This is a genomic window from Sporosarcina sp. P13, from assembly GCF_002743055.1.
In the GTDB taxonomy this organism is placed as follows: domain Bacteria; phylum Bacillota; class Bacilli; order Bacillales_A; family Planococcaceae; genus Sporosarcina.
On sequence record NZ_PDYM01000003.1, the window covers coordinates 17,357 to 32,805 of the forward strand.

At 40.3% G+C, this 15,449-nt stretch carries 13 protein-coding genes; 9 read left to right on the forward strand and 4 right to left on the reverse strand.

Annotated elements, in window-relative coordinates; genetic code table 11:
- The first annotated feature begins 148 nt into the window (after positions 1-148).
- The 8 genes from CSV79_RS02465 to groL all read left to right on the forward strand — a co-directional run bounded on the left by CSV79_RS02465 (position 149) and on the right by groL (position 9,431).
- Positions 149-1,666 (forward strand): carotenoid oxygenase family protein, encoded by a 1,518-nt coding sequence (locus CSV79_RS02465; RefSeq protein WP_099687460.1) that lies wholly within the window; start codon positions 149-151, stop codon positions 1,664-1,666.
- A 44-nt stretch (positions 1,667-1,710) separates the two neighbouring features.
- Entirely contained in the window at positions 1,711-3,153 is a 1,443-nt protein-coding gene (locus tag CSV79_RS02470) for an aldehyde dehydrogenase family protein (protein ID WP_099687461.1), read from the forward strand.
- A 153-nt stretch (positions 3,154-3,306) separates the two neighbouring features.
- A complete protein-coding gene (locus CSV79_RS02475) occupies positions 3,307-4,305 on the forward strand; it encodes a Bug family tripartite tricarboxylate transporter substrate binding protein (protein WP_099687462.1) in 999 nt (332 codons plus the stop codon).
- 85 nt (positions 4,306-4,390) lie between these two features.
- Positions 4,391-4,843 carry a tripartite tricarboxylate transporter TctB family protein gene (locus CSV79_RS02480; protein ID WP_099687463.1) on the forward strand — a complete coding sequence of 151 codons (453 nt, stop codon included), beginning with the start codon at positions 4,391-4,393 and terminating at the stop codon, positions 4,841-4,843.
- Positions 4,844-4,861: 18 nt separating this feature from the next.
- Positions 4,862-6,349, forward strand: coding sequence for a tripartite tricarboxylate transporter permease (locus tag CSV79_RS02485; RefSeq protein WP_099687464.1), 1,488 nt, complete (start codon positions 4,862-4,864; stop codon positions 6,347-6,349).
- Positions 6,350-6,748: 399 nt separating this feature from the next.
- Positions 6,749-7,453, forward strand: coding sequence for an alpha/beta fold hydrolase (locus tag CSV79_RS02490; protein ID WP_158232451.1), 705 nt, complete (start codon positions 6,749-6,751; stop codon positions 7,451-7,453).
- A 34-nt stretch (positions 7,454-7,487) separates the two neighbouring features.
- Positions 7,488-7,772, forward strand: coding sequence for a co-chaperone GroES (gene groES, locus CSV79_RS02495; protein WP_099687466.1), 285 nt, complete (start codon positions 7,488-7,490; stop codon positions 7,770-7,772).
- 33 nt (positions 7,773-7,805) lie between these two features.
- Positions 7,806-9,431: a chaperonin GroEL gene (groL, locus tag CSV79_RS02500; RefSeq protein ID WP_099687467.1), complete on the forward strand. Its 1,626-nt coding sequence runs from the start codon at positions 7,806-7,808 to the stop codon at positions 9,429-9,431.
- Positions 9,432-10,261: 830 nt separating this feature from the next.
- Here the strand turns inward: groL and CSV79_RS02505 are convergent.
- Positions 10,262-11,236, reverse strand: a complete 975-nt coding sequence (locus CSV79_RS02505) for an NAD(P)H-quinone oxidoreductase (protein ID WP_099687468.1) — start codon at positions 11,234-11,236, stop codon at positions 10,262-10,264.
- Between the two features lie 375 nt (positions 11,237-11,611).
- Between CSV79_RS02505 and CSV79_RS02510 the strand changes: the two genes are divergently transcribed.
- Entirely contained in the window at positions 11,612-12,628 is a 1,017-nt protein-coding gene (locus CSV79_RS02510; RefSeq protein WP_099687469.1) for a Bug family tripartite tricarboxylate transporter substrate binding protein, read from the forward strand.
- 229 nt (positions 12,629-12,857) lie between these two features.
- On the opposite strand, the gene CSV79_RS02515 is transcribed toward CSV79_RS02510, so the two are convergent.
- The 3 genes from CSV79_RS02515 to CSV79_RS02525 all read right to left on the reverse strand — a co-directional run bounded on the left by CSV79_RS02515 (position 12,858) and on the right by CSV79_RS02525 (position 15,426).
- Positions 12,858-14,051, reverse strand: a complete 1,194-nt coding sequence (locus CSV79_RS02515) for an MFS transporter (protein ID WP_099687470.1) — start codon at positions 14,049-14,051, stop codon at positions 12,858-12,860.
- 97 nt (positions 14,052-14,148) lie between these two features.
- Positions 14,149-14,382, reverse strand: coding sequence for a ferredoxin (locus tag CSV79_RS02520; RefSeq protein ID WP_099687471.1), 234 nt, complete (start codon positions 14,380-14,382; stop codon positions 14,149-14,151).
- Between the two features lie 24 nt (positions 14,383-14,406).
- On the reverse strand, positions 14,407-15,426 hold the full coding sequence (locus CSV79_RS02525; protein ID WP_099687472.1) for an NAD(P)/FAD-dependent oxidoreductase: 1,020 nt from the start codon (positions 15,424-15,426) through the stop codon (positions 14,407-14,409).
- Between the last annotated feature and the right edge of the window lie 23 nt (positions 15,427-15,449).

Here is a 15,449-nt window from a genome sequence, read left to right on the forward strand (position 1 = left end):
AAAAGTTGTGGCTGCTTGACGGGGGGCATTTTGATCCATATATAAAATACTTTTCAACATCGAGTAGTTTAGTAGCACAATGATTGACTAAGCATTTGAAGGTAATACTAAAGAAACTATTTCATAAAACTTAAAAGGAGTGGGCAAAATGATTGAAATCCACAAAAAAGTGAATGTGACAGTTAGTCAGGACACTGATAACCCATATTTGAAAGGTTTATTTGAACCAGTTGATACCGAATATATAGCAAATACAGACAGCTTAAAGGTTGTTGGAGAAATACCTAAAGACTTGAACGGTATGTATGTTAGAAACTCACATAACCAAGCACACGAGCCACTTGGAACATACCACCCATTTGATGGAGACGGCATGGTGCACTCCATTCGTTTTGAAAACGGAAAAGCTGAATACCGTAATCGTTTCATTGAAACAATTGGTTTCTTAGCTGAACAAGCTGCAGGTGGAAAATCATTATGGCCAGGTATGCTAGAGCCGCATTTGGAAACTTACCGCGGTTGGGGTGCTATGGGTACGATGAAAGATAACGCGGGTGTGGATGTTATGGGGCATAACGGAAAAATCATTGCTTCGATGTCACAATGTGGCGAGCCATACCAATTAGATCCTTATACACTAGAAACAGTTGGAACAGCGAAGTGGGGCAGCAAGCTAATGCCTACTGGTATTTGTTCACACTTTAAACTAGATGTAGACACGGGGGAATTAATGTTCTTTAACTTTAGCGAGAATTTCCCATTCATGAACTACGGTGTTGTCGATAAGAATGAGCAACTAGTCCACTATGAGCCAATCGAATTGCCTGGACCAAGATGGCCACACGATATGGGGATTACGAAAAACTATACAATCCTTCATGATTTGCCGTACCATTTTGATCCGGAAGATTTAAAAGTAGGTGTGCGTAAGCTGAAGTTCTTCCCGAATCAGCCAAGCCGTTTCGGTGTTGTTCCAAGAAGAGGAAATAACTCACAAGTTAAGTGGTTTGAAGCTTCTCCTTGCTTTATTTTACACCTGTCGAACTGTTATGAAGATGGCGACGAAGTAATCATGGATGGTTGTATCCAAGATAACCCAGGGAAGCCAGCAGTAGGTGTTCAAGATGGCAATCCATACGATCGCATCCGTAAGCACTTGGACAAGCACCATACGCGAACTCACATGTACAGATGGCGCTTCAATATGAAAACTGGTAAGACAACAGAAGAAGTATTGGACGATGAAATTACAGAATTCCCAGTAGTTGCTAACCAAATAGTTGGTAAGCCATACCGCTATAGCTATAACGTATTATTCAAAGCTGGAGATTGGCATATGATGGGTGTAAAGAAATTTGACTTGTTTACAGGTGATCAACAACGTTATGAGTTTGGCGATAATCGCTTCGGTAGTGAACCAGTAATTGCACTTCGCAAAGATGCAAAAAGTGAAGATGATGGATACTTACTGACGTTCGTCACGGATATGAATACACTTACTTCTGAATGTGTCATCTTGGACGCGAAAGATCTTGAGGCAGGACCAGTGGCAATCGTTAGTTTACCAGCACGTATCACAAACGGAACACACGCATGTTGGATTGAAGAAGAGCGTTTAGATGGTGAAACTGCTCATTCAAAATCCATTGCAAACGTCACACACTAAGTAATTGAAGACATCTATAAAACGAAGGGAAGTCGGGTGAGAGAATGACTGCTTTACAATCTGAAAATACAATTTCGGTTCGTAATCCACGTACAGGTGAAAATGACTATACTATTGAATCGATTACTGAACAAAAACTAGCGGAAGTTTGTACAAACATTCGTAAAGAACAAGTCGCTTGGAATGAACTAGGCGTAGATGGAAGAATTAAAGTTCTCGAACAATGGAAACAAGTGTTGATCGAAAATAGAGAAGTGCTCTTGGACGCAGTTTCTATTGATACAGGACGTCGAAGAGAAAGTACAAGAGAAGTGGATAATATCGTGAAGTGGATCACGAAATGGAGTATAGTTGCTGAGCAGCAACTAGCTCCACTCACTACCGATACTTCACTACCTACCGTAAAATCGACGACAGATTATTCACCATATCCAGTGATCGGTATTATTAGTCCTTGGAACTTCCCACTTTCCCTATCGTTAATGGATGCAATTCCGGCACTATTGGCTGGCTGTGCAGTTGTTGTGAAGCCGAGTGAAGTCACTCCAAGATTTATCGAACCTATGCTGGCGACAATTCAACAAGTTCCGGAGTTAGCTAAAGTTTTCGCTTATGTCGTGGGAGCGGGCAACATTGGAGCTGCGATGATCCAGCATATCGACATGGTTTGTTTCACAGGTAGTACGGCTACAGGAAGAAAAGTAGGAATAGCAGCTGCTGAGAAATTCATTCCGGCATTTTTGGAACTAGGTGGAAAAGACCCAGCAATTGTTACAGAAACAGCAGATTTGGAACGTGCGACTTCCGCTATTCTAGTAGGTTCTGTTCTAGGGGCTGGCCATCAGTGCTATTCAATAGAAAGAATTTATGTAGCAGAGTCTATTTATCCGCAATTTGTTGAAATGTTAACGGAGAAAGCCAAACAGATTAACGTCAACTACCCTGAAATTGATAAAGGTGAAGTCGGCCCATTGATTTTTGAAAAGCAAGCAGACATCATTGCTGATCATATTGCGGATGCAAAAGAAAAAGGCGCGACGGTTCAAACGGGTGGTGAAATCGAGAACCTTGGTGGCGGACTTTGGTGTAAGCCGACAGTGATCTCAGGTGTCGATCATTCCATGAAAATTATGAATGACGAAACATTTGGTCCAGTCATGCCTATCATGCCATTTAATACGATTAAAGAAGCAATTGACCTAGCGAATGAATCTCCTTATGGATTGAGTGGAGCTGTATTTGCCGGAACGAATGAAGAAGGCTTGGCCATTGCAAGAAAGCTAGACGCAGGCGGAATCAGCATTAATGACAGTGGGTTAGCACCTTTCTTCATCGGTGATCGTGATGTAGCAGAAAAGAATGCCTTTAAAGCATCTGGTTTAGGTGGTTCAAGATTAGGTACTGACTCGATTAAACGATTCGTTCGAAAAAAAGCTCTTCTATGTAATCACTCAAATGAAGCTTCTGCATGGTGGTATACAAAGTAAGTATAGGAAATGCAAGATTCACAACACCTAGAGATAGGTGTTGTGAATGTAACTACCAATTGTTATATTCAGGTTTAATAGAATACTCTTCTCAAAAGCCTAATATTTGATTAATGAAAAAAACACATCATAGAATAGGATTTGAAAACTACCATGAAAAAGAACATAATCTTCGTACTAGCAGCACTTATGCTGATCATCGCCGGTTGCTCTTCAGGCAAATCTACAGATGAAGATAAAGAAACAGCAGGAAGCACTTCAGATTATCCCAAAAAACCACTTGAATTAATCGTACCATTTTCACCAGGTGGTTCTACAGACGTATTTGCTCGTGCAGTTGCAAAAGAGCTTCCAGCATACTTACCAAATAAGCAACAAGTAGCAGTAATAAACAAGCCTGGTGCAGGAACGACACTTGGTTTAACGGATGTAGCGAATTCAAAGCCTGATGGCTATACAATTGGTTTTACAACAAGTTCAGGTCTTGATATTCAGCCTGCTTACGGAAAAACATCATATAAACCAGAAGATTTCGAACCAATCATCAAAACATATGAGCTAAACTCAGCAATCGTTGTGAAAAAAGACTCCCCATTAAATACGTATGAAGATTGGTTAGCATACGTAAAAGAAAATCCGGGTAAATTCACGTATGGAACATCTGGTGGTACAGGTAGCGGTGGACATATCGCTATGGAAGATTTAAGTAAAGAATTAGGTGTGGAAACGAAGCACGTTCCATTTGAAGGTGTTGCAGATGTTATGAATGCAATTTTGAGTGGTCAAATTGAAGGTGGACAAATGCGTCCAGATACTGACGTTGGCGGTGACTTGAAACCATTATTATTCACAACGGATTCAAAAGGCGTAACTGATTTCTATAAAGATACACCGAATACAACAGAACTTGGTTTAAGTGCAAGAAGCGAATACTATTCAGGTTTCATTGCTCCTGAAGGTACACCGGAAGAAATCGTAACGATTTTACACGATGCGATTAAAGAAGTAATGGAGTTACCACAAATCAAAGAATTGATGGAAAAACAGAACCTAGTTGTTTCTTACGGTAATCCAGAAGAATTCGCAACTACTATTAAAAGCGCTGTAGAACGTAATACAGTAATCATGAAAGACCTAGGATTGATTAAGTAATTTTGAATAAAAAGTAACCATCACACCAGTTAGTATGTGATGGTTACTTACTTTAGTAACTAGCCGTCTTATAAGGAGTGATCAAATGAGCAAGAAAAAATTAGATATATCCATTCTCGTTGTAATCATCTTGATGGGAATTTATTATATCTCTACTGCTGTAAAAGCGAATGAAGGTACACCTGAAGGAGAACTTGGTTCAGGATTTTTCCCGATCATTCTTGGAGTGGCTCTTATTAGTTTTTGTCTAGTTAGTATTTTGAAATGGCTTAAGAAAACAGATGAGATCCTTCATTTCGATGGTATGAAAAAAATTCTACTAACAATTTCGATCATTATCGTGTATTTTCTCGCATGGGAATATATCGGATACTTCTACATCTTAACATTCATTTTATTGTTCGTGTTATTCACGGTTTTCCGTTGGCCATTGGCAATAAAAAAATCTCGAATGATCACGGTCAATCTTCTCGTCTCACTGGCATTAATGGCATTTATTTATGTCTTATTCAATAACTTGATGTATATCGACTTCTAAAATAAAGGTGGAATTACTATGGACATTTCAGTACTTATAGCCTGCGGGGTTGCCATCTTTGTTGGTCTTTTCGTTGGTATGCTTATGGGAGCGCTTCCAGGACTAGGGTTAATGTTAGCGATCTCATTGCTTTTACCCCTTTCCTACAATATGGATGCGCTTAGCTCAATCCTTATGCTTCTTGCAGTATATCAAGGAGCTGAGTATGGTGGTTCAATTTCCGCTATATTACTAGGGATCCCGGGTACGGCCATGGCCGCAGCGACCCAATTAGATGGACAGCCGTACGCCCAAAAAAAATCACCTGGTAAGGCATTGGCATTTTCATTAACAGCTTCTACAATTGGTGGACTATTCGGTGGTCTGGTGCTAATCTTTTTATCCAAACCACTTGCGGCATTTGCTTTGAAGTTAGGCGAGCCTGAATACTTCATGTTAGGTGTCATTGGATTATTAGCAGTAGCAGCACTAGGATCTTCCGATGCAATGAAAGCTTCTATCTCGATCATTCTAGGCTTAATGGCAGCTACTGTAGGAATTGATATGTTTACAGGATTACCTCGTTTTACAGGAGATATACTGGAACTGTCCGATGGCATGAACATTATTGCGTTAGTTGTAGCCTTATTTGCATTCACAGAAATCTTCAAAATGATTTCAGGGAATCTGAATAAAAAAAGAGAGATACTAGCGAAAGATTTAAAAGTAAAGTTAACGTTCAAGGAACTTAGAGGTGTAACTAAATCCATTGGAATTGGTGCAACGATTGGATCAATCGTCGGGATTATTCCGGGACTTGGTGCTAATGCATCTAGCTGGTTCGCTTATATGGCAGCTAAGAAAACAGCAAAAAATCCTGAGACATTCGGGAAAGGGAATCCAGATGGAATTGTAGCACCAGAAGCTGCGAATAATGCAACAGTTGGAGGCGCATTGCTTCCATTGTTAACACTAGGTATTCCAGGATCTGCCTCCATTGCGATTATTGCAGGAGCATTCATCATCCACGGAATTCAACCTGGACCACAAGTATTGAATAATAATCCAGAGTTGATCAACGCAATCTTTATAGGTTTCATGTTTACAACAATTGGTATGTATATCATGGGTAAATTCATGACAGGTATGTTCGCAAAAGTATTAGTTTTACGTGAGTCATTCCTTGTTCCAGCAATTTTAGTATTCTCACTCATTGGGGTTTATACATCCCAAAATGCACACTTTGATTTATGGTTAGCACTGGGTCTCGGAGTCGTTGCATACATACTTCGCAAGCTCGATTTCTCAGTAGCTTATTTCATCTTAGCATTTGTTTTATGCCCGATTATTGAAACAAGCTTACGTAGAATGGTCATCTTATCTCAAGGCGAAATCGGTTTCTACCTAAATCGTCCAATCTTTATGGTATTAGCGATAATCTCTGTATTGATCCTTATCCAAAGCTTACGTAATACAATTATCGCCAATAAAAATAAAAAAGCGATGAAAGAAAATACAGCTATTTAAATACTGTTGTGCAGTCTATAGATAATTGAATGGTTAGAGAATGTATTTGAAGAAGAGTCCGGGATTCTCGTCAAGGATGTGTTTCCAACGCTATACTTACTGCGGTGGCAAAAGGCGCATACTGAGCCTCCTGGAGTCTGTCTTTCTTTCCCTTCAACTCTACTATTAGAATACAAGTATTTTGAGAATTCATTGTAGTGATCAACTCATTTAGTGTTTGTTCATTACTTTGAAAAGTTCAACTAAAAAAATAGGTAGTCAGCTGATTATTGTACTCTTTATCTTTAGGATCAAACATAAGTGAAATGGTATCTTACACGTACCTATTTCTAGTTACTTTATTAACACACTATTTATATAGAAGAAACTCATTTTAACAAATCATAGGGAGTGAATGTGTTGGGACAGAAATTAGTATTAATACCAGGATTAAATAACACAGCTGAAACGTGGGATGGCGTAATAAAACACTTACCATCTACGATTGAAGCAATTGCAGTGGATGTACCTGCAATACCAGCTATTGGTGATATTGCAAATGAATTATTAAAAGAACTGCCTGAAAAATTCTATGTATGTGGATTTTCATTTGGAGGCTATGTAGCATTAGAAATGCTTTCACAAGCACCAGAGCGAATTTTAGGTATCTCTTTAATGGGGTCATTAACAACAGCTGATAGCGATGTGCAAAAAGAAAATCGTGCGAAGTCTATAGAACGTGCGGAAAATGGAGAATACTTCGAAATGACAGAAGCAAATGCTCCCAAAACATTCCATCCAGACAGCCTTGAAAATGAAGAATTACTTAAATTACGCAAGAAAATTGTTGAAGATTATGGTGCAGAAAATTATATTCCGCATGTCAAAGCAATGATCGGTCGTCAGGATCGTACGCAAGTGTTAAAAGATGCTGCAATTCCGAAGTTGTTGATTGCTGGAGAATCTGATAAAGTGATTACAGCTGAAAAAGTGAAAGCGGTTGCGGATCAAGTGACAGACGCAGAGTACACTACAATCTCTCATACGGGTCATATGATACCACTCGAGCAACCGCTTGTATCAGCAGAAAAGCTAGCGAACTGGATCGAAAAAGTTAATCAGTAATTATGAAAAATAATGTAATGGGGGCACGATGACTATGTTGAAACCACTTGGAGATCGTATTGTGATTGAATTAATGGAAGTAGAGGAAAAGACGATTAGCGGGATTGTATTACCCGATTCTGCAAAAGAAAAGCCACAGCAAGGAAAAGTCATTGCTGTAGGTAACGGCCGCGTTCTTGAAAACGGACAACGCAAAGAGGTAGAAGTAGTAGAAGGCGATCAAATTATCTTCTCAAAATATGCAGGTACAGAAGTGAAGTTCCAAGGTAATGAATACTTGATCCTTAATGAAAATGATATTTTAGCTGTTATTGGATAATAAAATAGAAATTATTTGGAGGGGACACTAACGATGGCAAAAGAAATTAAATTTAATGAAGATGCTCGAAGCGCAATGTTGCGCGGTGTAGATACGTTAGCAAATGCAGTAAAAGTAACACTTGGACCTAAAGGACGTAACGTAGTTTTGGAAAGAAAATTCGGTTCACCATTGATTACAAACGATGGGGTCACAATCGCAAAAGAAATCGAATTAGAAGACGCATTTGAAAATATGGGTGCAAAACTTGTGGCTGAAGTAGCTTCTAAAACAAATGAAATTGCTGGTGACGGTACAACGACTGCAACGGTTCTTGCACAGGCGATGATCCGTGAAGGTTTGAAAAACGTTACAGCTGGTGCAAACCCAGTTGGTATCCGTAAAGGAATCGAGAAAGCTGTTTCTGTAGCAGTAGAAGAGCTTCGAGTTATTTCTGACGTCATCGATAGCAAGCAAGAAATTGCACAAGTAGCATCTATTTCTTCGGGTGACAATGAAGTAGGCGACTTAATTGCAGAAGCAATGGAGCGCGTAGGTAATGATGGTGTCATCACAATTGAAGAGTCAAAAGGCTTCACAACAGAGCTTGATGTAGTTGAAGGTATGCAGTTTGACCGTGGCTATGCTTCTGCGTATATGTCAACGGATATGGACAAAATGGAAGCAGTTCTCGAGAATCCTTATATTTTAATTACAGATAAAAAAATCACGACACCACAAGATATCTTACCTGTGTTGGAACAAGTTGTTCAGCAAGGTAAGCCTCTATTGATCATTGCTGAAGATATCGAAGGTGAAGCACTAGCTACACTAGTTGTTAACAAACTACGTGGAACATTTACTGCAGTAGCGGTAAAAGCACCTGGATTCGGCGAACGTCGTAAAGCAATGCTTGAAGATATCGCTATTTTAACTGGCGGACAAGTCGTATCAGAAGATATTGGTTTGGATTTGAAAACTGCTACTATTACTCAATTGGGACGCGCGGCAAAAGTTGTTGTCACAAAAGATGGTACAACAATTGTTGAAGGTTTGGGAGAATCAGATGCAATCGCTAGTCGTGTAGGTGCTCTTCGTGCGCAATTAGAAGATGCAACTTCAGAGTTTGATATTGAAAAATTACAAGAACGCCTAGCGAAACTAGCTGGCGGTGTAGCAGTTATTAAAGTCGGAGCAGCGACTGAAACAGAGCTGAATGAACTTAGATTGCGTATTGAAGATGCATTGAACGCTACACGTGCAGCTGTTGAAGAAGGCATCGTAGCAGGTGGTGGAACAGCACTGGTCAATGTTTATAATAAAGTAGAAGCATGTTTAGAAGAGACAGAAGGCGATGTAGCAACAGGCGTAAGAATCGTTCTACGTTCATTGGAAGAGCCTGTACGTCAAATTGCAAACAATGCTGGTCTTGAAGGTTCAATTATTGTAGATCGTCTAAAACGCGAAGAACTAGGCATGGGCTTTAACGCAGCAGATAATAGCTGGGTTAACATGGTACAAGCGGGGATTATCGATCCAACAAAGGTAACTCGTTCGGCATTACAGAACGCAGCATCTGTTGCAGCGATGTTATTAACGACTGAAGCGGTAATCGCTGACGTTGGTGGCAGAGATCCTATGGAAGGCATGGGAGATCTAGGCCACGGTCACATGCATTAATAAAATAAAGAAAACCCCCTTCCTACATGGATTCATGTAGGAAGGGGGTTTTTGATTTGTAATTAAGTTCCGGGGATTATGGAAATCAGCTGGTAAGGGTGGGTTTAGCACATAGACATATTTCCATATACTCAAGGAACACACTCGCGCGCTCATAGACCACCCAGCTCACGCGCTCATAGACCTAGCCCACGCGCTCATAAACGCAGCTCACGCGCTCATAAACGCAGCTCACGCGCTCATAGACCTAGCCCACGCGCTCATAAACGCAGCTCACGCGCTCATAAACGCAGCTCACGCGCTCATAGACTCAGCCACACGCTCATAGACCTAGCCCACGCGCTCATAAACGCAGCTCACGCGCTCATAGACTCAGCCACACGCTCATAGAACTAGCCACGCGCTCATAGACCCAGCGCACACGCTCATAGAACTAGCCCACGCGCTCATAAACCACCCAGCTCACGCGCTCATAGAACTAGCCCACGCGCTCATAAACCACCCAGCTCACGCGCTCATAGAACTAGCCCACGCGCTCATAAACGCAGCTCACGCGCTCATAGACGCAGCCCACGCGCTCATAGAACTAGCCCACGCGCTCATAGAACTAGCCCACGCGCTCATAGACCCAGCCCACACGCTCATAGAACTAGCCCACGCGCTCATAGAACTAACCCACGCGCTCATAGACGCAGCTCACGCGCTCATAGACCCAGCCACACGCTCATAGACCCGACCCATTCTCTCATAACTTCGCTTTTTTGATTATCCATCCTCTCGAGAAGTTTAAATCCCGGACCAGTCACTAATTTTTTACTTTTCTAATTCTTTTAATCTTGCACTTTTATAATAATTTTACCGATATTTTTATTCTCTTCCATATAATCATGGGCGTCGTTAATTTTATCTAACTCCCAAACAGAATCGATAATCGGTTGTAGCTTGCCGCTCTCGAATAAAGGAATGGCATAGTCACTGAATGCTCTAGTCAGCTTAATTTTATTCTCAAGAGGTTGCACGCGTAACATCGTTCCAATCAACTGAATCCGTGGAATCTTTAAATCCATTAAATTAAGTTCTTGAACCACTCGACCACCCAATACACCGACCAATATCAACTTTCCGTCTACGGCAAGAGATTGGATATTCTGTTCGAAATACGGAGCACCAACAAAGTCTAAAACCGTATTGACACCTTTACCATCGGTAGCGTGTAGCACTTCTTCGACGAATGGACCTGCTTTATAATCAATGGCTTTGCTTGCGCCTAGATCCATGCAAAAAGCACGTTTCACTTCCGTTCCTGCTGTAATAATCGAACGAGCACCTGCTTCCCGAACTAATTGGATTGCGGCTGTACCAACTCCACTAGCGCCTGCATGGATCAATACATCATCGCCTGCTTGTAAATTACCTAACGTATATAAATTCAAGTAAGCCGTTAAAAATACTTCAGGAATCGCTGTCGCTTGTTCAAATGAAAAGTTCCCTGGGATGGGAATCGCCATCGCAGCAGGAATGGTTACTTTTTCTGCATAGCCACCTGACGGTAAAATTGAACAAACGCGATCGCCTATTTTCCAATCCGTCACGTTCGAACCGACTTCTCTAATAATACCGGCCATTTCAATACCCATGATTGGCGAAGTGCCTTCAGGTAGTGGATAGTCTCCTTGTTTTTGTACAAGATCAGCCCGATTTAACGCTGTTGCTTTTATTTCAACTAATAACTCATCTGCATGTGGGGTAGGTTCTGGAAATTGCTGTATCAGTAACTTTCCGTTCTTCGCTATTACTGCTCTCATCTGTTAACTCCTCACTTTTATGTTATTTTTATAGTGAAAACTAATTCTCTATATGAAATTTATATTAATAGAATCAAAAGTGTGCGTCAATGAAATCAAGTAAAATCGTTATGAATAGTAGGAATAAATAAACTATATTGCTAAATTAAAATTTTCTGAAACACGTATTGGCACCGCTTACAATTATCGTGTATTATCAATCTACACATTGAAACAGAATTTCAGGTGCGGAATTCTCTACATAATTGTGAAAGACTGGTAGTAGAAGGAGAGGATCGTATTCAGTACATATGGTTGGCAAGGTTGACTAATAGTAAGTGTTTTATTCAAGGGAAATAACTTTAAAAACGCTAATTTAGAAAAGAGGATAAGAAGATGAAAAAGAAATTACTAGTAATACTCGCTGTACTTATGTTGGTTGTGGCAGGTTGCTCATCAGGTAAATCAACTGATGGAGAAAAGGAAGACAAAGATAATGGGAAAAAAGCAGAAGCGACTTCAGATTATCCCAAAAAACCAATTGAATTAGTTGTACCATTTAATCCAGGTGGCCCGACAGATGTATTCGCCCGTGCTATTGCGAAAGAGCTTCCAGCTTACTTACCGAACAAACAGCAAGTAGCCGTGATCAACAAGCCAGGTGCAGGAACGACACTAGGTTTGACAGATATTGCAACAGCTAAGCCAGATGGTTACACACTAGGATTTACAACAAGCTCTGGTTTGGATATTCAACCACATTACGGAAAAACATCTTACCAACTAGATAGCTTTGAACCTATCATTAAAGCATATGTACTGAATTCAGCAATTGTTGTCAAAAAAGATTCAGAGCTAAACACGTATGAAGATTGGTTAGCATATGTAAAAGAGAATCCAGGTAAATTCACTTATGGAACATCAGGTGGGACAGGCAGTGGTGGTCATATCGCAATGGAGAACCTAGGTAAGGAACTAGGCGTTACGATGAAGCACGTACCATTTGAAGGAGTAGCAGATGTTATGAACGCGGTAATGAGCGGCCAGATCGTCGCAGGACAATCAAGACCTGATACAGAAACAGGTGGCGAATTGAAGCCTTTGTTATTTGTTACAGAATCTAAAGGTGTAAGTGACTACTATGCTGACATACCTAACACTAAAGAGCTTGGTTTAGAAACGAGCACAGAATTCTATTCAGGCTTTATTGCACCAGCAGGAACACCCGAAGAGGTCGTAATGATTCTTCATGATGCAATTAAAGAAGTTATGGAATTGGATTCAATTAAAGACTTGATGGTCACACAAAATCTTGTACCATCGTATGCGAACGGTGAAGACTTCGGAAAAACGATGCAAGAGTATTCTGATAAAAACAAGAAGACGATGGAAGAGTTAGAATTAATTAAGTAAGATCACGTGAATAGTAAATAAAGTAGTGAGGGAAACCCTTGCTGCTTTATTTTTTTGTCCGATGAAAAATTAGGGTCAGAATCGGGTGCTATATAATAGAAGGAACGTGTATCGTTAGCTTGTGTTTTTAGAGCGTTAGCATACGTGTAAACGGCTAGAATTGTGAATTCTAATACTAATATACAATAACAGCAAACTCCTCAGGAACGTAGTCCTGAGGAGTTTGCTGTTATTCGTCAGTAGGGATTGGAGTCAATTCATGATCACGTCTTCCGTGCAAAAGATAGTAAAGGAAAATGGAAGCGAGAATCATGAAAAATGCAACTAAGTAAATTCCCCGAAAACCGAGTTGTGGGATCAATAATCCATATGTAAATGGTCCCAAACCCAAACCTAACTCAAAAAGAATAAAGTATGTCGAAGTCGCGAGTCCTAAACGATGCTTTGGGGTCACATTAATTGCAATCGCCTGGGCAATGGAGTTGAAGCTGCCATAACCGAAACCAATCAGTATAGCGGCTAGGATAATCATATATCCATAGTGTGCTTGACTGTAGACGAGCATACCTGCCGCAAATATCACGAGACAAGGATAGATGACAATATTCGCGCCTCGTTGATCCATCAATCGACCTGTGATGGGGCGTGAAACTAACACAACACAAGCATATACAAGGAAAAAAAAGCTACCAGACTTTACTAGTCCAATATCCTCCGAATAAAAGGTGATGAAAGACATAATCGATGAGTAAACAAAACCAAGTAACATACCGACAATTGCAATAGGTAAAACTTTTATTTCAATAAATTGCGAGATATTGAAACTTTTGTTTTCTTTTGGTGCGATTTCCATTGCAGGTGCTTTTACAAAGAAATAGAGTCCTAAAATAATAATTGCCAATACAAAGTTCAGAAGAAAGATTAAGAAGAAATTATTTGTCTGTGTAACGAACATTATTCCTAGAAACGGTCCGCTTGCTGTAGCCAATATTGTACTTAAACTGTAATAGCCAATTCCTTCACCACGACGAGATGGGGGAATGATTTGGGCGATGATTGTTCCTGAAGCAGTGCTTGCTATACCAAATGAGATACCGTGAAGCAGGCGGTTAATAAAGAACAGCGATAGGTTTGAAGCTAGCATATACAGCCCCGTCGTTATTAAAAAACTAAGTAAACCAATAAATAAAATCTTTTGACTGCCGACTTTATGAATGAGTCGTCCTGAACCTAATCGTCCTAGTAGCGCGCCGATGACAAATGTACCCGATAATAGACCAGCTATACTCGTGGACGTATTGAAGGTCACAACGGAGAATACAGCAACAGTTGAGACGAGTAAGAAGAAGATTTGAGCCAGTATAAAGTTGATTATAAAGAGGACGATAAAGTTTTTCGTCCATAATTTTTTAGATTGATCCATTTGTCCACACTCTTTTCTTAAATACCGAAGATTTTCTATTCAGAAAAAGCATCTACGGCTTGAAGGTGATGCCTTCAAGCCGTAGATGCATAGATTGTTATGCAGATGGAAAGGGAACGTCTTGAATAAGAATGGCTTCACTTGGACAGCCTTCGTATGCTTCTTCTAGATCGTCTTCTAGTTCTTCAGGAATGGGAACTTGGCCATTATTGTCTCCGAATTTTACAAATGCAATTCCATCTTGATGATATCCGAAAATTTCTTCTGCTACTGAATTACAAGCACCGCAAGCGATGCAGTTTTCTTGATCTACCATAGAATATTTAGTCATAGAAGCACTCCTTAATTATAGAGGTTATACTGTAGCTTTTTCGTTCTCTTTGTTTTCCATTAAACTAGTACTGTGCAACGCTTGAAGTTTAGCGGATGGATCGATATGTGTTTTGGCGTTAGAAACTGCGATTGGTGCTTCGCCAAAACCAGTTGCGATCAGCTTCACTTTACCTTCATACGTACAAATGTCGCCAGCTGCGTAGATACCCTCAATATTCGTTTCCATTTTAGAGTTGACGAGTATGCTATTCTTTTCTATTTCGAGACCCCATGATTTGATTGGGCCTAGGGAAGAGGAGAATCCGTAGTTTACGATGACATCATCTACAACGAGCTGAATATCATCTTCGCCCTTTGTATGTTCAATAATGACTTCCTCAATCCGCTCGTTGCCGATGAAATCTTTAGGATTGTAGGGTGTTAGTACTTCTACATTAGAATTCATCATTTGAGTAACTGTGGACTCATGTGCACGGAACTTATCTCTCCGGTGAACAATCGTTACTTTTTCAGCGATTGGCTCAAGCATCATAGCCCAATCGACCGCGGAATCTCCGCCACCGAATAAGCAAACTTTTTTATTCGCAAACTTCTGTAGGTCATCGATAAAGTAGGAAAGGTTTTTTCCTTCGAATCGTTCTGCTTTTTCATGAGGAAGGCGCTTATAATCGAATGCACCGTTTCCAGCCGTAATAATAATCGTTTTTGTTAAGTAGGAATCGCTTTCTGTGTGAACGAGGAACTCACCGTTTGGCTGTTTCTCTACCACTTGTACGGTTTGACCAAGATTAATCGTTTGTTCGAACATCGCCATTTGCTCTACTAGGTTATTGACGAGATCCTTTGCTTTGATCTTAGGGAATCCAGCAATATCATAAATATATTTCTCTGGATAGAGTGCAGCGAGTTGTCCACCTAATTGTGGAAGGCTTTCAATGATGTTTACTGAAAGTTCTCTCATGCCTGCGTAGAACGCGGTGAACAACCCAACAGGGCCGCCACCGATCACTGTAATATCATATACCTTTTTTTCTTCAACCATTTACCTTTCATCCTTTCAAAAAC

What these genes read in the sequence shown, in the direction of transcription:
- CSV79_RS02510 (WP_099687469.1), top strand. Translation starts at nt 11,612, where the DNA reads ATGAAAAAGAAATTACTAGTAATACTCGCTGTACTTATGTTGGTTGTG.
- CSV79_RS02465 (WP_099687460.1), top strand. Translation starts at nt 149, where the DNA reads ATGATTGAAATCCACAAAAAAGTGAATGTGACAGTTAGTCAGGACACT.
- CSV79_RS02480 (WP_099687463.1), top strand. Translation starts at nt 4,391, where the DNA reads ATGAGCAAGAAAAAATTAGATATATCCATTCTCGTTGTAATCATCTTG.
- CSV79_RS02485 (WP_099687464.1), top strand. Translation starts at nt 4,862, where the DNA reads ATGGACATTTCAGTACTTATAGCCTGCGGGGTTGCCATCTTTGTTGGT.
- CSV79_RS02515 (WP_099687470.1), bottom strand. Translation starts at nt 14,051, where the DNA reads ATGGATCAATCTAAAAAATTATGGACGAAAAACTTTATCGTCCTCTTT.
- CSV79_RS02520 (WP_099687471.1), bottom strand. Translation starts at nt 14,382, where the DNA reads ATGACTAAATATTCTATGGTAGATCAAGAAAACTGCATCGCTTGCGGT.
- groES (WP_099687466.1), top strand. Translation starts at nt 7,488, where the DNA reads ATGTTGAAACCACTTGGAGATCGTATTGTGATTGAATTAATGGAAGTA.
- CSV79_RS02475 (WP_099687462.1), top strand. Translation starts at nt 3,307, where the DNA reads ATGAAAAAGAACATAATCTTCGTACTAGCAGCACTTATGCTGATCATC.
- groL (WP_099687467.1), top strand. Translation starts at nt 7,806, where the DNA reads ATGGCAAAAGAAATTAAATTTAATGAAGATGCTCGAAGCGCAATGTTG.
- CSV79_RS02525 (WP_099687472.1), bottom strand. Translation starts at nt 15,426, where the DNA reads ATGGTTGAAGAAAAAAAGGTATATGATATTACAGTGATCGGTGGCGGC.
- CSV79_RS02470 (WP_099687461.1), top strand. Translation starts at nt 1,711, where the DNA reads ATGACTGCTTTACAATCTGAAAATACAATTTCGGTTCGTAATCCACGT.
- CSV79_RS02505 (WP_099687468.1), bottom strand. Translation starts at nt 11,236, where the DNA reads ATGAGAGCAGTAATAGCGAAGAACGGAAAGTTACTGATACAGCAATTT.